The following is a 24349-nucleotide window of genomic DNA, read 5'->3' as shown; positions in this document are numbered from 1 at the left end:
ACCGGACAATATTATTGGTCTGCAAGGCCAGTTATGGTCGGAAACGGTACGAAATGCAAAGCAGCTGGAGCAGATGATTTACCCGCGACTTTTACCGCTGGCCGAACGCGCCTGGCATCAGGCCAGCTGGGAAGGCAACAAGGCAGAGCAAAAACGCCGTGATGCAGACTGGCAGCAATTTGCTGCTGTGATGACAAGGCGTGAGCTGCCTAAACTCGACAAAGCCGGGGTGGCTTATTATCTGCCACCACCGGGTGCCAGACTACAAGGCAATCTGTTGCAGGCAAATGTGGCCTACCCGGGTTTAGCTATTGAATACAGCCTGGATCAAGGCAAAAGCTGGCAGCTGTATCCGGTCAATGGCGAAGGGGTGCAGATCCAAACTGAGGCTGTGGCGCAGGGCAAGGTGTTGCTTCGCTCAAAATCTGCCGCAGGCAACCTCAGCAGAGTCACTGCAACTCACTGACTCTAAATAAAAAAGCAGCAGTCTGGTCTCACAGCTGCTGCTTTTTTATTTGTTTTGCCTGTGATAACACAGGGGAATAACTGCGCTGACACTACTGTCAGCGTTAAAACTTTCAGCACCTGCCCGACAGAATTTGCTCCATCACTGTAGTGGCTTGTGCTGCCGTAAGTCCGGTGGACGGATGTTGTTGCCCTGTTGTGAGCTGTTTTGCCATATTAGCCACATGAAACTGCTGAATATGTGTTGGGTTATCAATATAAAGCTCTGTTGTGCCTTGTGCTGTCACCAGTTTCACCGCTTGTTCGGCAAAAACTGAAAATTCAATACGGCCAAGGCTACCAATAATTTCTACTTTGTCACTCCGTTCAAAAGCGGCAAAATTCCAATAACCTGAAGCTGTGGCTTGGCTACCGTCGGGCTGAGCGGCAAAACGCCAGCAAGCTGTGACAGCATCTTCAGCCTGATACAAACCCTGCTGATTCAGCGCCACGCCTTTCACATCACAAAGCTCACCCAGCAAAAATGCAAATAAATCCAGGCCATGACTGGCCAAATCAACAAAATAACCGCCACCGGCCTGCGCCGGATCAGTACGCCAGTTGGCTTGCCCTGCAGCATCAGCCGGGTTCAGCGGACGACTAAAAGCCCAGTGCAGATGCCGTACCTGACCAATCAGACCTTGTTGCAACCATTGTTGTACCTGCAAAAATCTGGGTAAAGAGCGGCGATAATAAGCAACAAACAGCGGTTTGCCGGCTTTGGCAAAAGCAGCGTTCATCAGGGCACATTCGGCGCTGCTCAGCGCCATAGGTTTTTCCACACAACAGATTTTGCCGGCAGCTGCTACTTTCAGCGCGTAAAACAAATGGCTGTCGGGCGGCGTGGCAATATAAACGGCATCAATCTCAGGATGATTGATCAACAGATCGGCATCGCTAAACCAGAGGGGCACCTGATGGCGTCTGGCGTAATCTTCCGCTTTGGCTGCGTCGCGACGCATCACGGCATGTAACTGAAAACCCGCTGTTTGTTGGTAAGCAGGACCACTTTTCACTTCGGTCACTGCACCACAACCAATAATGCCCCAACGCAGCGGGCGGATTTCAGCCGCAGAACTGTTGTGTGGTGTTGTTGCAGTGACATCGACCAGAGGTGTTATCGTCATGGTTGTGGCAGGTTCCGGCTCAGGGCAATTTGCCAGGTTCAGTTTGTAACGGGCAATCGTTATGTACCACCTGACTGTTACTAAAACCACGTTTGTGGTCAAATTTCAGGGTTAAACCAAGGTATTGTTGCCATTTTTTTGCAATAGACGCTGGTTTTTTGCTGCTGCGCCAGCTTTGATAACGTTGTTGCAGTTGCTGGTACAGTTTTGGATCTGAACCCGGTGATAAAGCCAGATAATTTTCAGCACACTGAATGGCTAAGGCAATTTTTAGCGTGGCGGCTTCACCCGTTTGTTGCAGGTGCATCTGCGCTTCCAAATCGGTCGATATCCACAGCTGGGCACGCTGGCGCAATAACATTAAAACCCCCTGGTGGTAATCGCCCACTTCAAGAATTTCAATGCCTTGTTTGCGTAATTGTTCACTAAACCACCCACCCCTTAAACCAACAATCACCAGCTTTTTCTGCCGAATTTCTTCCAGACTGGTTAAGTGGGTCAGTTCATCCTGCAAGGTATAAAACGCCAGTTGCCGTGTTGACACAGGGCCAATATAGCGAAAACCCTGTTCCAACCGCTGTTTGGTTTTGCCCATGGTAAAAAGCAATACATTGGGTGTGGTTCTGGCTATTTCAAATGCGCGTGGCCAGGGCATCACTTCAATGTCCGGCTGTTTTGGCGCCAGCAGATCTTTCACCACATCCACCGTCAGGCCAATAAACTGCTGCTGTTCGGTAAAGTTGTAAGGCATCTTTTCACTGCTAATCACCCGCAGCTCGGTGGCCAGCAGACTGGTAGAACAACACAACAGAAAAATAAAAAACAGTGACCGCATTCCATCATCCGGATAACAACGCCAACCCTGCCGGGCCAGACTTGATAAGGTACCGGCATGTAATGCGGCATCAAGAACCACCACAGCATCACCGGCGCTATTGTTGTCAGTATATGCAGCACCAAGCCCCGACACCAGCAACTTGTGGCCTGGTGTTGATGTCTGCAGCAATCACCATAAAACAGCAGACAAAAGGCAAATAAAAAAACAGGACGCTGAACTCAGCATCCTGTAAAGACCCTTGGATAAGGATTGGCAAATAACACATCACATCCATGTACGCTGGTGGTATTTATTACCAACTACCAATAATAACTACCTGCAACAGGGAGATCTAAAACCGGCCCCAGCACACCGGTTTCACCGAACGACCAAAATGCAAAAGCCAGCGTTAAGCCTGATTCTGCACCTTGTTACAACACCCTACCAATTGATGCTAACAATAAATGACAACGTTGTCATTATCTTTTTTGTAGTTTTTTTCCACAGTATCGGCCACCGAAACGCGGCCATTTTAACCGGCTGCTGCATGTAATTTTTGCAGATAAATTTGCTGAGGTAAGGTGCTGAGTCTGGCGTGTTTGGCCATTTGTTGTGCCTGCATAAACAACGCCTGATGTTGCGGTCCCTGCTGTAATTGCTGCAGCTGTGGGTAATGTTGCATACCGTATAAAATAAAACGGTAGTTTTCGTCGGTAAAGGTGGTAGAAAAAGTGCCGGCTAAATCCATATATTCACAGACCTTATACCGCCATGCTGCCAGCTGCTGTGGCAAACCCGGGCAAAATTGTGCTTTGTGCGCCGCTTCACGCCAGAATTCAGTGTCGTCGCGGTTGGTCAGGCAATAATGCAACACAATAAATTGTTTCAGATCGGTGTAAAAACCATTCATCAGCCTGTTGTAAGAATCCCGCACCGCCTGCGACGGCTCAGCGCCCGACAGATGAGTCGACAATAACCGCACCCCCAGATTAATCAGATGCAGCCCTGTGGACTCCAAAGGTTCAATAAAACCACCGGCCAGTCCAACCGCAATACAGTTACCAACCCAGAACTGCTGGCGACAACCCACTTTCATGTCCAGATGGGTGCATTTAAGCACCTCTGACTCTGGCCCCAGATAATGCCGCAGCTCCTGCTCTGCCTGCTCGCGGCTTAACCTGTTGCCATCATAGACATAACCCGTGCCCTGGCGGTTGACCAAATCAATTTCCCAGACCCAGCCATTGGTTAAAGCAGTGGCTGTGGTGTAAGGTTTTGGCACCCCATCACCCGGCAGTTCACGTTGAATAGCCACGGCTTTATTACAAGGCAAAGCGTCGCTGAACGATTGCCAGTTATCCGGCAGCAATTGTTCCATCAACAGGCCACGAAAACCGGTGCAATCGATAAAAATATCACCACCAAAACGGCCTTGATCGGTCTGCACCGCCAGCACCTGCGAACCGGCAGTTTCAACAGCACTGACTGTCGCAACACTGTGTAACACACCGGCTTCAACGGCTTTACGGCGCAGATATCTGGCCATTTTCATCGCGTCCAGATGGTAACCATAAGGCACGACCCCCTGAAAAGGCGCACATTGTGGCGTTTTAGGGCCATGGCCGGCTGCTGCCAGATGAGCACTGATACTCACGCCCTGATCAAAACGTTCCTGCTGCTGGCGTTGGTCCAATAACCAGCTGCTGGAAATATCCAAATCAGTGCCAATACGCAGATGATCAAAAGGATGAAAATACTGATGCATTTGTCCCGCCACTGGTTTCATCCAGTTGCGAAACATAATACCGGTTTTAAAAGTGGCATTGGTTTCAGCCAGCATTTCGGCTTCATCCAGCCCCATGGCAGCAAAAAAGAACCTGATACTGTGTACTGTGGCTTCACCCACACCAATAATGCCGATGTCTTCACTTTCAATCACGCGGATTTGATAATTAGGCTGGCGCGCATTAAAAAACTTATTCAGATAAATGGCCGTCATCCAGCCGGCAGAACCACCGCCCACTATGGTGATTTGTTTTAACGCCCTGCTGCCCATCACACACTCCTAAATCTTTTGTAAACCATATTGCTGAACCCGCCGGATCAACTCACGGTGCGGCAATAACTCAGACTGCAGCTGCTGAAATTTATGCTGGTAATAGCCAAACATCTGTTGTGCCTGAGCGCCAGCGCCAAAACGGTACTCCTGCCCTGCTAAGTCGGTGTGAAAACCCATGCCGTACAGCACATAGAGGTAGTTTTCCAGATTAAACACTTCGAGTTTGCTGTGAAAATCGTATGGAGATGGCAGCTGATAACGCCATTGTTCCAGATTGGCTAATAACGAAGCCGGTACTGAAGCAGGGTCACGGTTATCACGCCAAAAGGCTGAATCATCACGGTCCGACAGGTAATAATGTAACTTGATAAAGTCGATCACTTTGTCCCACGCCAGCCTGACCCGCTGGTTAAACCTTTCAGCCAACATCGGCATCGCCGCCTGATGGGGTGGAAACAAATCTGCCAGCATCCGGGCAGTTGCGTCATAAATTAATAAACCAGTGGCTTCCAGCGGTTCAACAAAACCCTGAGATAAGCCCAAAGCAATACAGTTGTGGTGCCAGAATTTTTCGCGGTAGCCCACTTTCATGTCAATTTTGCGCAAAGGAAGCTGATCCGCAGCCCCCTGCAGATATTGCCGCAGCACCTGCTCAGCGCGCTCGTCGCTGGTATAACGGCTGGCGTATACATAACCTGTGCCACGGCGCGCCGATAAACCTATATCCCAGATCCAACCGGCTTCACGGGCAGTGGCAATGGTGTAACAGGGAATGGCTTGTTCACTGCTGGCATAAGGCACCTGCACCGCCAGCGCACTGTCGACAAACATCACATCATTTTTAGCTATAAAAGGCACCTTGCAGGCTTCGCCAATCAACAAAGCGCTAAAACCTGTGCAGTCGATAAAAATATCGGCGCTGATACGGCCATGTTCAGGTGTTAACACAGCGGCAATAGCGCCGTTTTGTGCACATTCCACCTGCTGTACCGTGCCAAGCAGATGTTTTACACCAAGTTTTTCGGTGGCGTGGCGAGTCAGCAGCCGGGCAAATTTAACCGCATCCAGATGGTAAGCATAATTGCAGTGCCCGTTAAATTCGGCATGCAACATGGTTTTGGGCGCTAATCCGGCGTCACATAAACGCCCCTGCCACGAAACAGCGTCGGCATAACTGCAGTCGCCTGCCAGCCCCTGTAACCAATAAGGTGTTAAATCAAGGGACGACAGATCAGGATAATCAAACAAATGATGATATCGATGTACAGTGCCATCAGCCGCTGGTTTCATCCAGTCGACAAACTGAATGCTTTGTTTCAGTGTCACATCACATTCGCGGATAAAGTCGGTTTCACTGATACCTAAATATTGCAGGCTCTGGCGGATAGCAGGCACTGTTCCTTCACCAACCCCTATGGTTGGAATAGTGGCAGATTCGAGCAGGGTGATTTGCACTCCACTGGCGCTGCCGGACTGCAGTTTTTTCGCCAGATGACAAGCGGCCAGCCAACCCGCTGTGCCCCCACCTACAATCAGCACTTGTTTGATCATTTTCATGATTGTCTGTTATCCCGGCTCAGGCCATGGCTTGGGCTTTGCGCGCGGCCAGCCGGTTAAACTGATGCAAAGAGTTTAATTGGGCATAAATTGCCGGTAAAAAACCCCGTTGCCGCAAATCGTTAAACTGCTCGGCAGGCAGCTGTAACAGCTGTTGTTCATTGATGATATAAAGACCATTCAGCTCAAAACTCTGGCCTTTGATGTCGACACTAAATTTTTGCGCCTGCAGCAGATTTAACTCCGCCAGCAACACGGCAAAAGCGTCTGTTATTTGTTGTTGTTCATATGCCTTCAGCAAATTTTGTTTTTTTTGCGTTAAAAAAGCCGTTTCCTGGCCTTGTTCATCAAACAACAACTCACCCTCAGTGTCATTGACCAAAGGTGAAGTTGTCTGCAGCCCAATGCTGAACTGGCTTTGATTGTTTGGATCGGCAATCAGCACCAGCGGATAATTGCTCAGCGCCTGAGGCCAATAATTGGGTTTGGCTGCGCCTGGCACAGCATATAAATTTTCGCCTGGCGTCAGACCAAGCAAGGCCACAGCTTTAAACTGGCCGGTTTCACTGTCTTTGACAAACAGCAGCGGATATTCCGAACTGGCACGGGGAAATTCATGCACAGACATGGCAAAAAGTTGGCGATCGCTAAATTCGTCAAAAGATAACCGGGTATTCAGTCTGATATGGCGGTGAATATCCTGATGCAGGGGCACAACCGAAAATGTCATCACAGCTCTCCTTTATAACCATGGCTGTTTATCAATACCATGCAGTGCTTGTATTTCACAACCAAGCCTGGTGCTTTCGCACCACAACGCCTGCCGGTAATAAAGAAAAAGGGAAGTTGCCTTCCCTTTTTTCAGCGTATTGCCAATTAGAATCTGAAGCTGGCGCCTAACGAAATACGGCGGGCCATTTCATATTCATACAGTGGGAAACCGGCAGTAAAACCAGAGTAGTTGGTTTGTTGGCGGTTATTACCAAACTGCTTTGAACCTTCTTCCAACAGGTTGTTGACATCCAGCTTCACATCCAGGTAATCGGTCACATGATAAACGGCACTCAGATCAAGGGAGCCGAAGTCGTCATGCAGACGGTTACCATAAGAACCTGATTCACGGATCATATATTCACTGCGCCAGTTGTAAGCAACACGCATCTGGAACAGATCGTCTTCGTAATAACCGGTCAGGTTATAAGAATGGCGTGAACTGTCACTCAGGAACGGATTCTGATCAGTAAAGGTGTCTTTGTCTGTTTCAGTATCTGTGTAGGTGTAGTTCACAATGCTGCCAAAACCGTTGCCAAAATAAGACTGGTATTGCAGTTCGAGGCCACGGATAGCGGCGTCTTTACCATTGCCTTTTTGTTCGGTGATCCAGCCATTGGCTGCTTCATCCGGACGGGTTAACGGGAACGGAATTTCTGCCGCTGTCGCTTTACCCTGGGCAATATTAACGAAGTTTTTCACGTCTTTTAAGAACAGCGCACCTGATACCATAGAGTTGCTGTTGAAATACCATTCCAGACCAATATCAAACTGATCAGAGATAAAAGGTTTTAAACCGATATTACCGACAATCCAGCGTTGGTTGTTTGGGGTATCGTCGTTGGTGCCCATAACGTTCGGGTTCACATACATATCGACATATTGCGGACGAGCCATAGCGCGGGCAGCAGCAGCACGCAGAATTAAATCGTCTCTTAAGTCGATCACCATGTTAAAGCTTGGCAGGAACTCGGCATAATCTGCGTCAGCTTCGGTTTGTTTGCCCGCCACATAATAAGTGGAAGTGGCATCAGTGGTGACGTAACGGATACCAAAGTTACCGCGCATATGTTCTGTGCTGTACACCGCCATACCAAACAAAGCTGCGTTTTTCTCGTCGATTTCACTGTAAGCGCCTAAGTCTTCAGTTTCACCGATGATCGACGCTTTTGCCCAGGCTTTCAGCGCATTAGCATCAAATTTCTGGATGCTGTAGTTGCCAGCGCCCACATCAATGCTGCCGCCTTTAATACCACTGGTGGCAATTTTGTTGTTAAAACCGGCTTTTTGCTGGAACTCAAAACGACGGCTGGTGGTGTTATGGTCGGCATAACGGAAACCGGTTTTAAATTCAGTTAAAGGTCCCAGATTCAGGGCAAAAGTCAAATCAGATTGCAGGTAAGTTTCACCATCTGTTTTTGGCGTTTTGTTAAAGTTTGGCCCTGTGCCCATGTCCAGTGAACCCGGATCATAACTGCTGATATTCAGATTGCCGGTGTTCCAGGTCTGACCGCCACCGGTAAAGTCGTAGCTGCCGCCAACAATAGGGGTACCGCCGGTGCCGTCATCAACCACCATTTCAAAGTCAGTGCCCCCGGTAGATGAGGTGTCACCCACCTGAGTGGCCCACTTATAACCGTCACCTTCGTATTCAAACTTTAAATCAAAGACTTCGGAGTTCATGGTTGCTTCACGCGGACGGGCCTGATAATAAGCCACGTTCAGCGGGCCTTTCACCTGAGTACCTTGTTTGCCAGGCGTTTTACCGTCACCACCTAACCATTTTTCAGTGACACCAGTGCCCCAGCTGCTGTCAGCCTGAGTTAACCACAAAGCGTAGTTGGTGTTGTCCGCTTCCATTTGCATATCCATCGCGTTAAACACGATGTTGATATTGTCTTTTGGCGCGTACTGCACTGTGGCAGTTAAAGCAGAACGTTTACGCTCCTGTTCAAAAGCAACAGGGCCTGCGCCCCATTCCCAGAACGCTTCATTGCCCTGACGTTGTAAGCTGCGTTCCTGCATCACTGCTGAAACTAAAGCACCAAAAGTTTCGCTGTCATTTTTCCAGCTGTACATACCAGACAACTGCGGATCATTGGTTTTGGAGTCGGTCTGATAGGTACTTTCAATAGAAAGGAAAGTTTTATTGGCATCTAAATCAAGAGGTTTGCGGGTATGCACGACCACAGTACCACCGATACCACCTTCACTCAGGTCAGCTTGCGAAGCTTTATAAACTTCCAGGTTGCCCACTAATTCAGAAGGTAACAATTCATAGTTAAAGCTACGACGCGCCGGCTCCAGCACAAACCAGCCGGTTGAAGCAACGTTCTGACCATTTAAGGTGGTCAGGGTTAAATCCTGGCCGGAACCACGGATGGACACACCGGCACCTTCGCCAAACTGACGCTGAATAGTGACGCCTGGTACACGTTGTAATGACTCAGCCACGTTTTTATCAGGGAATTTACCAATATCTTCTGCAGTCACCACATCAACTATGGTGTCACTAAAACGTTTGGCATTTAAGTTGGCTTCTTGTGAAGCGCGGATACCACGAACTTCAATCACTTCGACTTTTTGTTCTTTGGCACCAGCTTGTTCAGTAGCAGCTTGCTGAGCCAGGGCAGGCATTGATAATGCTGCAGCTCCCACCACTAAACCGAGCTTAACTGCCAATGCACATTTATTCATTTTAGTGTGCGACATGAGCTTCTCCCATTCCTGTTTTTTTTGATCTTGTGTGATGAATTTTATTGTCCTGCAATGACAGCGTTGTCATTAAAATTCAACATACACAAAAAATTTTTGATTTGCAAACTCCTTTCGTTGAAATTTTAGCCGGATTTTTTCCGGCAATGGCTCAGTGTAAAAATAATTTCACTGGCTTTACCGGACGCAGTTGGCTGGATGAAAAACACTAATTAAGTATAAGCTGTTGTATAAATACAGATTAATCAGCCAGCTTTTTGAAAACCTCAGCTTGCTGTTTATTTTTTGCTAAATAAACAATTGCCGTTTAGACAAAAACGATGTATCCATTTACTCAAATTCAGTTACAAATTGACCACCGCTGTCATTTATAACCAGAGTAGTTGGCCAGAACCATGATAACCACTGTGTTTTCAGCCAATTACACTCAGGCACCAGGCCAGATATTTTGCTTAGGGTAAAGCGATGAAAGTAACAATTAATGATGTTGCCAGGCTGGCAGGCGTCTCTATCAAAACAGTATCCAGGGTGATGAATAACGAGCCTTCCGTAAAAAAGGCCACCCAGGAGAAAGTGTCAGCAGCCATTGCCGAACTGAACTATCAGCCCAACGCCGCTGCCCGCAATCTGGCCGGTACCCGCTCTTATAGCATCGGTTATATCTACGACAACCCTAACGCCTATTATGTAATTGATATGCAAAGGGGTTTATTAGAAGCTTGCCGTAAACACGGTTACGAGTTGCTTATTCACCCGACCAATGCCAAATCGGCGCAGATAGTGCAGGAAGTAATTGATTTAGTGCAGCATGCCAGACTGGCAGGTTTAGTGTTAACCCCGCCTTTTTCTGAAATGCCGGAAATTGCTGAAGCGCTGGAGCGGATTGGCGTTGATTTTGTGCGCATTATCTCGGGCTCTACCCCTTCGCCAAAACTAACCAACTGTGTGCTGGTGGACGACTTTACCGCCGCTTTTAAAATTACCAATCACTTATTGGAATTAGGTCACACCGACATTGCGTTTTTATGTGGTGACGAAGAACACAGCTCCAGTGGCGAACGTTTAGCAGGTTTTAAAGCAGCTTTAACCAAAAGGGGCATCAGCCCGAATGCCAAATATATAGTGCCTGGCAGTTATTCATTTGAGTCCGGGGTGAAAGGCGCTAAATATTTATTGGAACTGCCACATAAACCCACAGCGATATTTGCCTGTAACGACGAAATAGCGGCTGGTGCTTTATTTAGTGCCCGGCTGTCACAGGTAGAAATTCCGCAGCAGCTGTCTATTGTTGGTTTTGAAAACAGCCCTTTTTCGCGTCAAACCTGGCCACCGCTCACCACAGCACATCAGCCGAACAGCACCATTGCCATGCAGGCGGCAGAGTTGTTGTTCCGCCGCAGCCGTCCAGGCCAACAACAAGGTTTGGCCGCTGAACAACCAGTGTTTATTCCGGAGCTGCTGGTGCGCGATTCCACCGGAGCCTGCCCCGGCAGTTCATGACTACTGTTAACCCAGATAAAAAAACCGGCTCAGCAGCCGGTTTTTTTATCTGGGTTAACAAAGCAGTTTAAGGCGAAACTGCCTGCATCATCATGGCCGCTATATAAGCGCCATAAGTACCCAGCGCATAACCTAATACCGCCAGCAGCACGCCAACAGGCGCCAAAGACGGGTGGAAAGCTGATGCAACAACTGGCGCAGAAGCTGCACCACCGATATTAGCCTGGCTGCCCACCGCCATAAAAAATACCGGTGCTTTAATTAAACGGGTCACCAACAATAACAGGCCAGCGTGAATACTGATCCAGACAATACCGACCAGGAACATCACCGGATAATCCATCACTGCGGTCACATCCATATGCATACCAATGGTGGCCACCAGAATATAAATAAACACCGAACCCACTTTAGAAGCGCCCACAGCTTCCAGCTCACGCACTCTGGTCATCGACAACAATAAACCTATGGTGGTGGCGATAACCACTAACCAGAAGAAGCTGCTGGTTAAGCTGTACATGGCAAGTTCTGGTGCATGGGTTTCAATCCAGGGTGCAATCCAGTTGGCCAATAAATGCGAAAAGCCGGCCGCACCAAAACCTATGGCCACCAGGCGCATTAAATCGCTGGTGGTCGGGTTTTTAGAATTTTCCGCCTGATACTTTTCAATTTTTGCTTTGAGCACCTCAATACCTGAGGTATCAGCACCACTGGCCTTATCCAGCCGCGCCGCATTGGCCGCCATCCATAACAACACTGCAGTCCAGATATTGGCCACCAGCACGTCGACCGTGATCATCACTGAAAAAATATCACCACCAACCCCAAACACTTCTTTCATGGCCGCCTGGTTCGCGCTGCCACCAATCCAGCTGCCGGCAACAGTTGACATACCCCGCCAGGCGGCATTGGCACCATCACCTCCCAGTTGTTCCGGGAAAAACTGGCCTACGGTAAAGAGTGCAATAGGAGCGCCAATCACCACACCGGCTGTGCCTGTTAAAAACAGGATCAACGCCTTAGGGCCAAGACCAAGAATGGCTTTAAAATCAATACTTAAAGTTAGCAACACCAGACAAACCGGCAGTAGATAACGCGACGCCATTTTATATAACTCTGACTTTTCGCCATCAATAATGCCAAAGCTGTTAAATAACGCCGGAATGAAATAACACAGCAGAATAGAAGGCACGTAACGGTAAAACTTCTGCCAACCCGGATGGCTGCTGTGACTGGTGTGAAACACAAAACCGAGGATCAAGGCTAATAAGCCAAGCACCACGGCATCATTGGTAATTAAAGCGGTTGATTCTGACATCAGAATATCCCCAGAAACTTATTGGTTGATTCAGGCTTCAGGCAAGGCACAACAGTAAAACTTAACGGCCTACTTCAAAAATAACGATGAAGTGATGGTTACAGCAGTTTTCTGTCGGCTAAATTGCGGCGGAAACCCAAGAACTATTTTTCTCGTTTGCCCGCAATCTAGCATAGATATTGGCATCGGCAAAGCAGGCCTGTGGTTTTGACCGGTCAGAGGTTGTTTTTTGTCGGTAACTAACAAATTACCTAGCTAACTCACCGAAAAACATCGTGATAACCAGGTTATTTTTTACCGACTGCTGAAAAAGAGCACAATGCCTGGTTTGCGCCAAAAACCAGAAGATCCCGAAAGCCCCGGCGATGCTTGCGACAGACACATAGCACTAAAGTACCGTTGTCGAAATAAACCCTGGCGCCTAGCATCGGCTGATATTGGCGGCAGCATGGCTGCGGCAAAACATAAAAAGGTGGATTTTGATGAAAGTATTAATCACAGGTGGCAGTGGTGGTATTGGTTTTGCGGTGGCAACTGAATTTGGCCGTCAGGGTTATCAGCTGCTGCTGGCCGATTTGAATCAGGCGCAGCTTGACGCCAAAGTGGCCGAATTACGCGCTTTGGGTTATCAGGCCGATGCACTGCTGCTGGATTTAACCTCACAAAGCGCCATTGAACAGGCAGCACAACAAGCAGGTGCTGTGGATATTCTGGTGAATAATGCCGGTATTCAGCATGTGGCGCGGCTTGAGGATTTCCCCGAGCAAAAGTGGCAACAGTTATTACAGGTGATGCTGACAGGCCCGGCCATGCTGACCAAAGCGCTGCTGCCCGGGATGCGTGAACGCAATTTTGGTCGGGTGGTGAATATTGGTTCTATTCATGCGCTGGTGGCATCGCCTTTTAAATCGGCTTATGTGGCGGCCAAACATGGTTTATTGGGTTTTAGCAAAGTGGTGGCTTTGGAAAACGCCGACTTTAACTTCACTATTAACACCGTTTGCCCTGCTTATGTACGCACCCCTTTGGTGGAAAGCCAGATAGCGGCGCAGTGTAAAGAGCACAACCTGACTGAGCAGCAGGTCATCGAACAAATTATGCTGGCACCTATGCCGCAAAAAGCTTTTATTGGTGTGGATGAAATTGCCGCCACGACGCTGTTTTTATGCCAGCCGCCAGCCCGGCATATCACAGCACAAACCCTGGTGCTGGATGGTGGCTGGACAGCCCGTTAAACCGTGATGTTGCTCAGCAGCAACACCTGGTGGAAGCCCCTGACAATGGCAAAAAACTCAGGCACAATCAGGGACTTCTCTGAATGATTCAAGCGCCAACTATGATACTGACCCAGGGCTCTATCGGGCTTGGCAGCATTGCTGCTTTGTCTTTGTTGTATTTGCTGGTGCTGTATAGCGTAGGCCGGCTGGGTCGTCGTATTACCGGCACCCATAAACTGGCGCCCTGGGTGTTTAGTTTTGCTTTGGCCATTTATTGCACCTCCTGGGCTTTTTATGGCGTGACCGCTCAGGCCGCTGTCAATGGCTGGTGGATCCCACCCACTTATATCGGCTCTTTGTTATTGTTCTGGTTTGGTTTTGGCCTGATAGCCCGCATAGCCATTGCTTGTCGCAGGTACAAAATTACCTCAGTGGCCGACTTTATTGCCACCCGCTATGGCCATTCGCGCCTTTTAGCAGTACTCACCACTCTGATTGTGCTGACTGCGGTGATCCCTTATATAGCGCTGCAACTACAAGCCGTTTCCACCAGCATTAATGCCCTGGTGCAAAGACCGGCGCATCCACTTTGGTATCAGGACACCGGCCTTTATGTCAGCTTATGGCTGGCCGTTTTTGCCATGTTATTTATTGGCCGCAGCGCCAAAGCCCATCAACCGAACCCTGGTTTAATGACAGCCATAGCTTTTGAATCGCTGGTAAAACTGATAGCGCTGTTGTCAGTCGGCGCTTTTGTTTGCTGGGGTTTATATGACGGTATTGGCAGCATTTTTAGTCAGGCCGCCAACCACCCGGCGGTGCAAAATTTACAACAAAAAGCGCTGCCCACTTCAGTGTATTGGATACACGTACTCTTGGGTTTTGTCGCCACTTTATGTTTACCCCGCCAGTTTCATGTCAGTTTTGTTGAAATTCAGCATTTAAAACATCTGCATCTGGCGCGTTGGGTCTTTCCGCTGTATTTGCTGCTGATGAGCCTGTTTACGCTGCCGGTGGCGCTGGCCGGTATTATGCTGCTTGGCCCGGACGCCAATATAGATTTAGTAGTGCTGCAACTGCCGCTGTCGGCCAACCGCACCGATATGGCGCTGCTGGCCTATTTAGGTGGTTTTTCTGCCGCCACTTCGATGGTGATAGTGGCCACAGTGGTGCTTGGCATTATGATCAGCAACGACCTGTTAACCCCACTGCTGTACCGGCTGCAACAAAAACCCGTTGATGGTAAACCCCTGATTAAAATGGTGACTTTACGCCGTCTGTCGATGCTGGCCGTGCTGACTCTGGGGTATTTATATTACCTCTTAATAGGCACAGAAACAGGTTTAGCCCAGCTTGGCCTGATGGCTTTTGCCTTAATAGCGCAATTAGCACCGGCCATTATTTTGGGCCTGAGTAGCCGCAAAGTGAATCGGCAGGGTGCGCTGGCCGGTTTAAGCAGTGGCGCTTTTATCTGGGCTTATATTTTGTTATTGCCCGAGCTTGGCCGCGCCGGTTTATTAAGCTGGCAGTGGCTGACTCAGGGGCCTTTTGGCGTTAGCTGGTTGGCACCAAACGGGCTTTTTGGTGGTCAGTTTGACAGCATCAGCCTTGGCGTGATGTTAAGCCTGACGGTGAATGTGCTGATGTTGCTGCTGGTCAGTCAATTGAGTAACACCGGCATTGGTGAATGGCTGGAAAGTGGCCGTTTTTTACGCCGTGGCGCCCGCACTGAAGTGAGTCATGCCAGCCAACTGAAAGTGCAGCTGACAGTGCAGGATTGTTATTTATTGGTGCGCCGTTTTGCCGGTGAACGCGAAGCCAGACAACTGTTACAACGCCATTTAAAAACCAGCAGCCCACAACTTGATAAAAAAGCACCACAAAATTTACAACAAGGGGTGGAACGTACTTTATCGGCCGTGGTGGGCGGCGCTTCGATGCGGTTGTTACTAAATGCCACCAGTAAAAACAGTCAGTTACCACTGGAGTCCGTGGCGCGTTTTGTCGACGAAGCCAGTCAGGTGTATTTGTTTAATCAGGCCTTGCTACGTGCCACCATCGACAATATCAGCATGGGCATTAGTGTGGTGGACGCCGATTTACGGCTGATTGCCTGGAACCAGCGTTACCTCGATATGTTTGCTTATCCAACTGGTTTTGTGGAGGTGGGTAAACCTGTTGCTGAGCTGATTCGTTATAACGCCGAACGGGGCTGGCTCAGCCGCTCTTTCGAAACAGGTGTCGAAACCGATGCCGAAGCCGGAGCCAAGGCAGATCCGGCGCTGCTGGAGCAGGAAATTCAAAAAAGACTGAATTATCTGCGCCAGGGCAGCAGTTATAAATTTCAGCGCCGCCAGCAAGACGGCCGCGTTTTTGAAATGTTGGGTAACCCGCTGCCAGGGGGTGGTTTTGTCACCACTTACAGCGATGTCAGCTCTTTTATTGAAGTACAACACGCACTTGAACACAGCAACAATACGCTGGAGCTGAGGGTTACCCAGCGCACTGCTGAGCTGGAGCAACTCAACCAGCAACTGGCTTTGGCCAAAATGCAGCTGGAAGAACAGACCATCAGCAAAAACCGTTTTTTTGCCGCCGCCAGCCACGACTTATTACAACCTTTTAATGCGGCAGCGCTGTTTTGTGGCCTTATTCGCGAAAAAACTCAGGACCCGGAGATTAAACAACTCAGTAAAAACCTGGCCGCTTCGCTGAATTCTGCCGAAGAGTTGCTGGCCAGTATTCTGGAGCTGACCAAACTGGATTCGGGTGTAGTACGTGCTGAACCCAGGCCTTTGGCGCTGCAGCAGCTGCTGGAGCAAAGTGGCCGCGAAGCCGCTGTATTGGCGGCAGAAAAAGGCCTGCAATTTTGTTGTTGTTTAAGCTCGCTGACTATTCAGAGTGACGGCCGGTTACTCAAAAGAGTGCTGCAAAACTTTATCAGCAACGCCATTCGTTATACGCCCCAAGGCAAAATTCTGCTGGGCGTGCGGCGGTTAAAAAACAAAAATGGCCAGCGTTTTGCCCGCATTGAAGTGTGGGACACTGGCCCTGGCATAGATCCGGAAAACCAACCGCTGATTTTTCAGGAATTTCAGCAAGGGCCACAAGCCGACCAAAAAGGTTTGGGTATAGGTTTGGCCATTAGTCAACGTATTAGCCAACTGCTGAACCACCCGCTGTCTTTATATTCGGTGCCGGGCAAAGGCAGTTGTTTTGCTGTGACAGTGCCGCTGGCCGAAGATGCAGCTCCCTCGCCAACTACTTCGGTATTGCCTGAACTCCCAGGCAATTTTGCTGGTAAAAAGATTTTATTATTGGATAACGAACCACAGCTGTTGGGTGCAGTTGCTGAACTTCTGCGCAGCTGGCAATGTGAAGTGCAGGCTGTTGCCACGCCTTTTGCCGCTGTGAATGCACTGCAACAAGGTTTCCAGCCGGATTTATTGTTATTTGATTATCATCTGGACCAGGGCGCAACAGGGGTAGAAGTGGCCAGCCAGCTGCAACAACATTTTGCCGTGCAGGCGCCTGTGGTGATCCATTCGGCCGATCAACAACAACAAACCCGCGACGCTGCGCAAAATGCCGGTTTTCACTTTATGCTTAAACCACTCAAAGCGGCCAGCTTAAAAAGGTTATTACAACGGCTGCTAAAATAACGGCGATTTAAGCTATTGTCATAGCTGGTTTTATCTCAGAATTTGCGGACAGAATTTCGAATGAAGGAGTTGATATGCAACATCCATTTGACGAGCTGCTGGTAAACCCAGGCACCTCAGCCACTGCAGCATTAATTTTTACACCTTGCCCCGGCAGCAAAGGGGTGGATTTAAAAACTTCACTGCAACAACTGAAAGCTACCGGCGCCAAAGCTGTGATCAGTCTGACGCCGGATGAAGAAATGACAGAGCTGCAGGTAACAGAGATGCCTGCCTTGTGCCGCGAGCTGGAGTTACATTGGTTTCATTGCCCTATTGGCGACGATCAGGCGCCGGGTCTGGCTTTTGCCCAGGGTTGGCAGGAAGCCAATGCTTTGGTGCATCAACTGCTGCGTCAGGGTGGCAAAGTAGCCATTCATTGCAAAGGTGGCTCTGGCCGCACCGGCCTGATGGCCGCCAAAATTCTGCTGGAAATAGGCCTGGATAAAATTGATGTTAAACAAAGAGTGCAGGCACTGCGGCCTTATGCGTTAACGCTAAAACCTCATCTGGATTATTTTAATCAGCTGTAAGTTTTGCTTTGTTTTGCGGTGGCGGCTGCAGCTGATGGCTACAGCTGGCGGCCCTATCAAACCCCAGCAAAATAGCAGCTGAAACTAAAGACCAAGCGCCACAGTATCCAGCACCGCATTGCCTTTATGCACTCCACCTTCCAGAGCTGCTGCCGCTTTGGTGCGAAGCAGATAACCACCGTAATCAGCGGTAGCGCCCAGACTAAAAATACCTAACTCGGAAATATGGGCTTGTTGTTGTATTAACCTGCCCTGCTGAAACTTCAACAGTGGTTCTGGCCTTTGTTGCACCAATACAGGGGCCATTAAAAAGTCGCCATCCTGCGGTTTTGCTTTCATGGCCAGTTGCAACGCCTGCTCACCCCGCGCCACATTACCACCGCCTTCATTTTGTTTTTTAAACCACCAGCCCGCCTGGATCAGCTGCTCAATTTGTGGTTTTTCAAGCGCTAACAAGGGCTTTGCCGGCACTGTTAAAGCACAAAGCTGTTGTAGTTCAGCGGCGTGAAAGCCAAAACGGCTGGCCAGCAAAACACGGCCTTGTTCCTGTTGTAACAAGCCGCTGAGCTGTAATTGCAGCCACTTGCTGCCCGAGAGCTGCGTTGGTAAGTCGGGGCATAACAACACATCTTGTTGTTGCAACTGACAACGCCAGGCAAACTGTTGTGCATTGGCAAAATCAGCCGGGTTATAACCGGTGCGAAAATACAATAAATCCACCCTGCTGCCGTTTAGGGTTACAGCGGCGGTTTTGTCTATTATCGCCGCTGCCGCTTTGCCAGCACCCTGCTGCCCACGCAATTGTTGCTGATATAACTCAGCAATAGTGCAACGCTCAACCAGTGCGCCACGTCTGATCAGCGCATCTGCCAGTAGCTGCTGGTCAAAAATATTGTCTTCCTGTGCTTCCACTACAAACACAATTTGTGGTGTCAGACGGCCATGTTTTTGCGCCTGCGCCAGTGCTTCCCGATACAACAAGTTTGCCTGCAATTCAGTGGCATTATTGGGCGCAAGATCTGGCTGCTCAGGCTGTAACAAGGCGCCAAGCTGCACCGATAAAGGCCCCATACCAGCAGCTATGCTGTTGGATTCTATCCATTGCCACTGTTGTTGTTCGTTCAGCATCAGGTCGTGGCGCATTAAAAACACAGCACCGGCTCGTTGTGGCAAGGCCTGTTGCTGTTGTTGTGCATAAGCTGCCGCCAGTTTTGCCGGTAAAGAATCTCCCAACAACACAGGCTGAAACTGCTGCAATAAAAACTCAGCGTCTTTGGCTACTGCAGCCAATAACCGGCCTAACAAAACTGCAGCTTCTGTTGCCTGTTGCCACTGTTTTTTTGTTAAAAACCAGGGCTGTAACGCAACAGGCACCGGCTGAAACCCGGCTTTGTGATTTAACATGCCCAGTTTTAAAGCTGCCATCCTGGTTGTCAGCTGGCTGGGGTTAACACCTGAAGCTTTCCTTGGCGCTGGTACTGCTGGCAACACAGGTCTGTTCATAAAATCTGCTGTGTTAAGCGCTGTGATGTTATTGCTCATACCCCACCTCATTATTTTGCCGCAAACCAAAAATCAATACTAAAACCTGTGACGCAGGCAGTGCCAAACACTAAAAAAATAAACACCAGCAACAAAGGCCACTGAAAAATTCGTTTTAGAATAATCAGTTCCGGCAAGCTGGCACCGGCACCACCTATGGTCAGCGCCATCACAGTGCCTAAACTGACACCTTTAGCCACCAGGCTCATGGCCAGCGGTATCATTGAACTGGCTCTGACATACAACAACACCCCCACCGCAGCAGCCGTTGGAATTAACCACCAGGGTTGCTGCCCCGCTGTTGCCGCCAGCCATTCTGACGGCATATAACCGTGGATCAAAGCGCCCGCTAATACGCCAAACAGCAGATGAGGTAAAAAACTGACGCTTTGTTGCAAAGCTTGTTTAAACAACAGCCATAAGCCGGGCATGGCTGTTGTTTGTGCAACAGCGTCACTACAACCGCTATTTTGACAGCCGCTGACAGCGGGCAAACTGACATAACGCAAAAAACCAGCATGTTGCAACAACTTACCTGCACTTACCGCCAGCAGCAAAATAGCCAGACTGTAAATGATGGTCAGCTCGGCGCCAAAAGTGACCCATAACAGCACCACCAGCAGCGGATTCAGCAGTGGTGATACCAGCAAAAAAGTCATTACCGGGCCAAAATCTGCTTTAGCCCGCAGCAAGCCAACCAGCATTGGCAAGGTAGAACAACTGCAAAAAGGTGTCATAGCGCCAAGGCCGGCCGCCGTAAAATAACCAGCGCCGCCACTCAGTAGTTTTCGGATAGTGTCAGCCGGAAACTTAGCTTGTAGCCAAATGACCAACATGCTGATCAGCACAAATAGCACAACTAACTCGCTAAAAGTGCTGATAAAAAATTGCCAGGCTGCATCAAATTGGGTGTTCATTTTATTCCTCTTTATTTCTGTTTTTATCGAAATATAAAACCGAAATAAAGCGCCTGATAACAGTGCAGCGCAATGCTTGTCACATTTATTTCGATTAACTTAGAAATATAATATTTCCACAAACACCGAATCGTCAACAATTAATTCGACAAATATAGAAATAAAGTTTGAGCTGAAGCCGTTTGTGAAGCTAAAATCTGCGTCAACCACAACAGAGGACACAAAATGGAACTGGAATTTGCCGCAGCACAACTGGCGGAATTAGGCCACAGCACCCGACTGGCGATATTCAGGTTATTGGTGCGCGCTGGCCGCAGCGGTATTAGTGTGGGTGATATTCAAAGCCAACTGGATATTCCGGGTTCAACTTTGTCCCACCATTTAAGCCGCATGATAAAAGTGGGTTTAATGCAACAACAGCGTGATGGCCGCACTTTGTTTTGTTGTTTAAATTTTCAGGTGGTGGAGTCTTTAATGGCGTTTTTAGTGGCCGAATGTTGTGCCGCAGATAACCCAGCCGTTATCCGGGCGCAACCGGAATGTAAAAGTGGCAGTTGCTAAAAGCACTGAAGCTGCCTTGTGGGCAGCTTCAGCAGGTCGTTCATTTGATGTTGCAAAAACCACTGGCAACAGTGTTGCAGCAAGCTACAGCCTTATGATTCTTCGCTATCCTGACGCAGCTTTAACTGCACACCTTTAATAAAGTTACGCAGCACCTGATCCTGACAAGCGCGGTAATGGTGGTGATCCGGGCGGCGGAAAAAGGCACTGAGTTCGTGTTTGCTTAAGCGGAAATCAGACAGCTGCAATATCGCCAGAATGTCGTCGTCTTTTAAATCCAAAGCAATTTTTAACTTACGAAACACAATGTTATGGTTCAGTTTGCTCTCTGGCTCTGGTTGTGGCCCTTCTTTACGGCCGCGTTTTTCAATAATTAAACCGTTTAAAAACTGCGCCAGTTCCAGATCATCAATCAGCGTTGACGCCGGATCTTCGTCTTTTTTCAGCCAGTCACTGACCTGAGCACGGCTAACTTCCAAACCGGCATGGCCAAAAATGCGCATCATGGCGCTGTCATTAAAATCAAAGGCATAACGTAAACGGCGTAAAATCTGGTTATTGGTCACAACAAAGTCCTGCTGTTAAGGAAGGGTGCCGGTTTTTCACCAGACACAAAAATTGGCGACACTTTAGCAGATTTTAAAGCGAAAATCCGCCCGGATGCCGTGTTATCATCCGGCCTTCTTTTTTTGTTGCTGCGGCGCCAGGCCTGATTGTTGCGCCCCACAACCTTGTGGTGGTGTCCTTTTGAAAACTATTGCCGTTTTTGCCGATGTACAAAACATCTATTACACCTGCCGCGAAGTGTATGGCCGTTCTTTTAATTACCGTTTGTTCTGGCAGCAGCTGCAAAGCCAATATGACATTAAATACGCCACAGCTTACGCGATAGAGCGCCACGACGACCAGCAACGCAAGTTTCAGGACGCACTGCGCCATATTGGTTTTGAGGTGAAACTGAAACCTTTTATTTTGCGCAGCGACGGCAGCAGCAAAGGCGACTGGGATGTGGGCATTACCATAGACGTGCTGACCCAGGCGCCGGAAGTGGACGAAATTTTGTTGTTATCCGGCGACGGCGATTTTGCGTTATTACTCAATACCATCCGCGAACGTTTTGCCACCCGCTGCATAGTACAGAGTGTACCAGGGCTTACAGCCCACGCTTTAATACAAAGCGCCGACGTGCATTGGCCTGTTACGGCTGAGATGTTGGTTTAGTTGGGTTTTGGCTTTGGTCTGATATTTATAAGCTGTTGCTGAGTGTCTTCGTGAATGCTGGTAATTTGTGATTCACCAGTGACTGTGCCTGTCACAGGCCTTGCACGAACCACCACCGGCAACTACGCCGTTCGCCCGTTCGCGCCTCCCGCGCTCACTCTTGAATGCTCACTGCGCAGCAGCCGCTGTTGGTTTTGGGGTTTTCACTTCGCTTTGATGGCTGCTTTTAGAGCGATTCAGTGGTGTTTTGAGGCTTTGCACGAACCAGCACCGGCAACTACCATGTTCGCCGGTTCGCGCCTCCTGCGCTCACTCTTGAATGCTCACTACGCAGCCGGTTTCAGGGTCTGTTGGCAGTGTTAAAGGCGGCGCGCTGCGGCCAGATAACAACCACGTATTGCGGTATGAATATGCACAAAATCACATTCTGGTAACGCCAGCAACTCTCTGATCTGAGTATCAGCGTCAGCCCCCTGGCATAAGCGGGCATCTAACATCATCTGCTGCGTGTCAAAAGCTCTTAAACTCAAAGTACGCCGCAGCAACATGGCCGGCACTGTGTCTGGTGCAGGCCATTCCATGGTGTTCATGCCGCTTTGACTGATAAAAATGGCATGGGCCGACTGATAAGGCCCGGGCGCCGATAAATGCGCATAATTCAGCAGTAACATCTGCTCTCCGGGTTCAGCATCTTGCAGACTTAACCGGCATGGAAACCCTGGGGTTTTGTTCGCTTGCATCCGGACTATGCCCAGTTGCTGCAGCTCGGGCTGGCTCAAATGGAACAAATGTGCAAACTGCTGTGGTGCTAATGGCTGTATTTGATAGGTCATGACAAACTCCTTAAAACGGGACCTGCAGAGTAGATAAATACAAGGCGGGCCAGCGATCCGTTTCTTGCCGTATTTACAGCTTAAAATCGCAAGTTCCGGAGCGAAAGCATTGGCTGAAACTGCCATACTGCACAGGAGTATCGCGGAGGCGGAAATGAGTAAAACCAATATTAAACAGCGGGTTATAGCGCTGGCTGATTATATTGAACTGCATGCAGAACAGAGTCTGGACCTGGATCATCTTGCTGCTGAAGCAGCAGTCAGCCCCTTTCATTTACAGCGCACCTTTAGTCAGCTGTTTGGCGTATCACCCAAACAGTTCCAGAATGCTATCCGGGTGCAACGACTTAAACAGGCACTGCGCGGTGGCGCTGAGGTCAGTCAGGCTATTTATGACGCAGGCTTTGGTTCAGTCAGCCGGGTTTATGAGCAACTGGATCAAAATTTCGGCATGACACTGACGGAATACAAAACAGGGGCTGAGGCTGTGCATATTTATTTTGCACTGCGCCAGACTCAACTTGGCTTGCTGCTGATGGCCGCTACAGCAAGAGGCGTTTGTTTTGTACATTTTGGCGACTCAGCTGTGGGCTTGATCCAAAGTCTGCATCAGGAATTTCCCAAGGCGCATCTGCTGCCGACACCAGCGCAAGCCCAGGCTGATTTGGATCTATGGATAGACGCGTTGGAACAGCATTTGGCGGGTGCGGGGCCCAGACCTGATCTGCCTCTGCATTTAACAGGCACCGCCTTTCAATTGTCGGTCTGGCGCTTTTTGAGCACAATCAAAAGCAGTGAAACTGTCAGTTATGCCGATGTTGCCAAAGGCATAGCTAAACCTGCTGCATACAGAGCTGTCGCCAATGCCTGTGGTGCCAATAAAGTGGCAGTGTTAATTCCCTGCCACAGGGTATTACGCGGTGACGGCGCTTTGGGGGGGTATCGCTGGGGAGCAGATCGCAAACAACATCTGCTAAGCCTGGAGGCAACAGCAAGCCAGTAAATCAGCAAGTTTAAATTCGTTTCTGGTTGAGCGGATATTTTTGCTAAAAGCTTAATGCTGGTTGTTTATTATCGGCGAATCATTGGTGCTTTAGCATATTGCACGAACCACCACCGGCAACAACTACGCCGCTCGCCCGTTCGCGCCTCCCGCGCTCACTGTTGAATGCTCACTGCGCAGCAGCCGGTGTTGGTTTGGGGTTTTATTTCGCTTTGGTGGCTGTTTTGTGATTCGCCTACAGCTGAAACCATGTCGGGATATTGCACGAACCACCACCGGCAACTACGCCGTTCGCCCGTTCGCGCCTCCCGCGCTCACTCTTGAATGCTCACTTCGCAGCAGCCGGTGTTGGTTTGGGGTTTAACTTCACTTTGCTGGCTGCGCTGATAAAGCCTTATCAGTCTACATCATTGATTTAAATTGATTTTCAGCAAAGGCAAAACGCAAGACCTG

The 24349-nt window shown here is 49.2% G+C and carries 19 protein-coding genes; 8 read left to right on the top strand and 11 right to left on the bottom strand.

The window, feature by feature from the left end:
• Positions 1-466: chitobiase/beta-hexosaminidase C-terminal domain-containing protein (locus tag RCH83_RS17355; RefSeq protein WP_306524094.1), on the top strand; the 466-nt coding region annotated here is incomplete at its 5' end.
• Between the two features lie 112 nt (positions 467-578).
• Here the strand turns inward: RCH83_RS17355 and RCH83_RS17350 are convergent.
• The 6 genes from RCH83_RS17350 to RCH83_RS17325 all read right to left on the bottom strand — a co-directional run bounded on the left by RCH83_RS17350 (position 579) and on the right by RCH83_RS17325 (position 9547).
• Positions 579-1631, bottom strand: a complete 1053-nt coding sequence (locus RCH83_RS17350) for a Gfo/Idh/MocA family protein (protein WP_306524091.1) — start codon at positions 1629-1631, stop codon at positions 579-581.
• Positions 1632-1650: 19 nt separating this feature from the next.
• Positions 1651-2637, bottom strand: a complete 987-nt coding sequence (locus RCH83_RS17345; RefSeq protein ID WP_306524089.1) for a transporter substrate-binding domain-containing protein — start codon at positions 2635-2637, stop codon at positions 1651-1653.
• 343 nt (positions 2638-2980) lie between these two features.
• Positions 2981-4504 (bottom strand): tryptophan halogenase family protein, encoded by a 1524-nt coding sequence (locus RCH83_RS17340; RefSeq protein ID WP_306524087.1) that lies wholly within the window; start codon positions 4502-4504, stop codon positions 2981-2983.
• 9 nt (positions 4505-4513) lie between these two features.
• On the bottom strand, positions 4514-6064 hold the full coding sequence (locus tag RCH83_RS17335) for a tryptophan halogenase family protein (protein ID WP_306524085.1): 1551 nt from the start codon (positions 6062-6064) through the stop codon (positions 4514-4516).
• A gap of 19 nt (positions 6065-6083) precedes the next feature.
• Positions 6084-6794, bottom strand: a complete 711-nt coding sequence (locus RCH83_RS17330; RefSeq protein ID WP_306524083.1) for a SapC family protein — start codon at positions 6792-6794, stop codon at positions 6084-6086.
• 146 nt (positions 6795-6940) lie between these two features.
• On the bottom strand, positions 6941-9547 hold the full coding sequence (locus RCH83_RS17325) for a TonB-dependent receptor (RefSeq protein WP_306524081.1): 2607 nt from the start codon (positions 9545-9547) through the stop codon (positions 6941-6943).
• A gap of 468 nt (positions 9548-10015) precedes the next feature.
• Between RCH83_RS17325 and RCH83_RS17320 the strand changes: the two genes are divergently transcribed.
• The gene (locus RCH83_RS17320) at positions 10016-11050 is read left to right on the top strand and encodes a LacI family DNA-binding transcriptional regulator (protein ID WP_306524080.1); all 1035 of its coding nucleotides are present in this window, start codon (positions 10016-10018) and stop codon (positions 11048-11050) included.
• 67 nt (positions 11051-11117) lie between these two features.
• On the opposite strand, the gene RCH83_RS17315 is transcribed toward RCH83_RS17320, so the two are convergent.
• The gene (locus RCH83_RS17315) at positions 11118-12368 is read right to left on the bottom strand and encodes a DUF819 domain-containing protein (RefSeq protein ID WP_306524079.1); all 1251 of its coding nucleotides are present in this window, start codon (positions 12366-12368) and stop codon (positions 11118-11120) included.
• Positions 12369-12850: 482 nt separating this feature from the next.
• Here RCH83_RS17315 and RCH83_RS17310 point away from each other — a divergent pair, with 482 nt between their 5' ends.
• The 3 genes from RCH83_RS17310 to RCH83_RS17300 all read left to right on the top strand — a co-directional run bounded on the left by RCH83_RS17310 (position 12851) and on the right by RCH83_RS17300 (position 17819).
• A complete protein-coding gene (locus tag RCH83_RS17310; protein ID WP_306524078.1) occupies positions 12851-13603 on the top strand; it encodes a 3-hydroxybutyrate dehydrogenase in 753 nt (250 codons plus the stop codon).
• 83 nt (positions 13604-13686) lie between these two features.
• Entirely contained in the window at positions 13687-17247 is a 3561-nt protein-coding gene (locus tag RCH83_RS17305) for a PAS domain-containing hybrid sensor histidine kinase/response regulator (RefSeq protein ID WP_306524077.1), read from the top strand.
• 74 nt (positions 17248-17321) lie between these two features.
• On the top strand, positions 17322-17819 hold the full coding sequence (locus RCH83_RS17300; protein ID WP_306524076.1) for a tyrosine-protein phosphatase: 498 nt from the start codon (positions 17322-17324) through the stop codon (positions 17817-17819).
• An 84-nt stretch (positions 17820-17903) separates the two neighbouring features.
• Here the strand turns inward: RCH83_RS17300 and RCH83_RS17295 are convergent, their stop codons facing one another.
• A complete protein-coding gene (locus tag RCH83_RS17295) occupies positions 17904-19322 on the bottom strand; it encodes a hypothetical protein (RefSeq protein ID WP_306524075.1) in 1419 nt (472 codons plus the stop codon).
• A 50-nt stretch (positions 19323-19372) separates the two neighbouring features.
• On the bottom strand, positions 19373-20278 hold the full coding sequence (locus tag RCH83_RS17290) for a permease (protein ID WP_306524073.1): 906 nt from the start codon (positions 20276-20278) through the stop codon (positions 19373-19375).
• Between the two features lie 225 nt (positions 20279-20503).
• On the opposite strand from RCH83_RS17290, the gene RCH83_RS17285 reads away from it, so the two are divergent.
• Positions 20504-20839, top strand: coding sequence for a helix-turn-helix transcriptional regulator (locus tag RCH83_RS17285; RefSeq protein ID WP_306524071.1), 336 nt, complete (start codon positions 20504-20506; stop codon positions 20837-20839).
• Positions 20840-20931: 92 nt separating this feature from the next.
• Here RCH83_RS17285 and RCH83_RS17280 read toward each other — a convergent pair whose 3' ends face one another.
• Positions 20932-21405, bottom strand: a complete 474-nt coding sequence (locus RCH83_RS17280; protein ID WP_306524069.1) for a DUF1456 family protein — start codon at positions 21403-21405, stop codon at positions 20932-20934.
• Positions 21406-21586: 181 nt separating this feature from the next.
• Here RCH83_RS17280 and RCH83_RS17275 point away from each other — a divergent pair, with 181 nt between their 5' ends.
• Entirely contained in the window at positions 21587-22060 is a 474-nt protein-coding gene (locus RCH83_RS17275) for an NYN domain-containing protein (RefSeq protein WP_306524067.1), read from the top strand.
• A 359-nt stretch (positions 22061-22419) separates the two neighbouring features.
• On the opposite strand, the gene RCH83_RS17270 is transcribed toward RCH83_RS17275, so the two are convergent.
• Positions 22420-22893, bottom strand: coding sequence for a DUF1203 domain-containing protein (locus tag RCH83_RS17270; RefSeq protein ID WP_306524065.1), 474 nt, complete (start codon positions 22891-22893; stop codon positions 22420-22422).
• A gap of 154 nt (positions 22894-23047) precedes the next feature.
• Here RCH83_RS17270 and RCH83_RS17265 point away from each other — a divergent pair, with 154 nt between their 5' ends.
• Positions 23048-23896, top strand: a complete 849-nt coding sequence (locus RCH83_RS17265) for a methylated-DNA--[protein]-cysteine S-methyltransferase (RefSeq protein ID WP_306524064.1) — start codon at positions 23048-23050, stop codon at positions 23894-23896.
• Positions 23897-24349: the final 453 nt, after the last annotated feature.

The sequence above is a fragment of the Rheinheimera sp. genome (genome assembly GCF_030824435.1).
Taxonomy (GTDB): Bacteria; Pseudomonadota; Gammaproteobacteria; order Enterobacterales; family Alteromonadaceae; genus Pararheinheimera.
Note: the sequence above shows the minus strand (reverse complement) of the source record. Positions and strands in the feature narration are given on the sequence as shown.

What these genes read in the sequence shown, in the direction of transcription:
- RCH83_RS17350 (WP_306524091.1), bottom strand. Translation starts at nt 1,631, where the DNA reads ATGACGATAACACCTCTGGTCGATGTCACTGCAACAACACCACACAAC.
- RCH83_RS17340 (WP_306524087.1), bottom strand. Translation starts at nt 4,504, where the DNA reads ATGGGCAGCAGGGCGTTAAAACAAATCACCATAGTGGGCGGTGGTTCT.
- RCH83_RS17335 (WP_306524085.1), bottom strand. Translation starts at nt 6,064, where the DNA reads ATGAAAATGATCAAACAAGTGCTGATTGTAGGTGGGGGCACAGCGGGT.
- RCH83_RS17330 (WP_306524083.1), bottom strand. Translation starts at nt 6,794, where the DNA reads ATGACATTTTCGGTTGTGCCCCTGCATCAGGATATTCACCGCCATATC.
- RCH83_RS17325 (WP_306524081.1), bottom strand. Translation starts at nt 9,547, where the DNA reads ATGTCGCACACTAAAATGAATAAATGTGCATTGGCAGTTAAGCTCGGT.
- RCH83_RS17320 (WP_306524080.1), top strand. Translation starts at nt 10,016, where the DNA reads ATGAAAGTAACAATTAATGATGTTGCCAGGCTGGCAGGCGTCTCTATC.
- RCH83_RS17315 (WP_306524079.1), bottom strand. Translation starts at nt 12,368, where the DNA reads ATGTCAGAATCAACCGCTTTAATTACCAATGATGCCGTGGTGCTTGGC.
- RCH83_RS17310 (WP_306524078.1), top strand. Translation starts at nt 12,851, where the DNA reads ATGAAAGTATTAATCACAGGTGGCAGTGGTGGTATTGGTTTTGCGGTG.
- RCH83_RS17305 (WP_306524077.1), top strand. Translation starts at nt 13,687, where the DNA reads ATGATTCAAGCGCCAACTATGATACTGACCCAGGGCTCTATCGGGCTT.
- RCH83_RS17300 (WP_306524076.1), top strand. Translation starts at nt 17,322, where the DNA reads ATGCAACATCCATTTGACGAGCTGCTGGTAAACCCAGGCACCTCAGCC.
- RCH83_RS17295 (WP_306524075.1), bottom strand. Translation starts at nt 19,322, where the DNA reads ATGAACAGACCTGTGTTGCCAGCAGTACCAGCGCCAAGGAAAGCTTCA.
- RCH83_RS17290 (WP_306524073.1), bottom strand. Translation starts at nt 20,278, where the DNA reads ATGAACACCCAATTTGATGCAGCCTGGCAATTTTTTATCAGCACTTTT.
- RCH83_RS17285 (WP_306524071.1), top strand. Translation starts at nt 20,504, where the DNA reads ATGGAACTGGAATTTGCCGCAGCACAACTGGCGGAATTAGGCCACAGC.
- RCH83_RS17270 (WP_306524065.1), bottom strand. Translation starts at nt 22,893, where the DNA reads ATGACCTATCAAATACAGCCATTAGCACCACAGCAGTTTGCACATTTG.
- RCH83_RS17265 (WP_306524064.1), top strand. Translation starts at nt 23,048, where the DNA reads ATGAGTAAAACCAATATTAAACAGCGGGTTATAGCGCTGGCTGATTAT.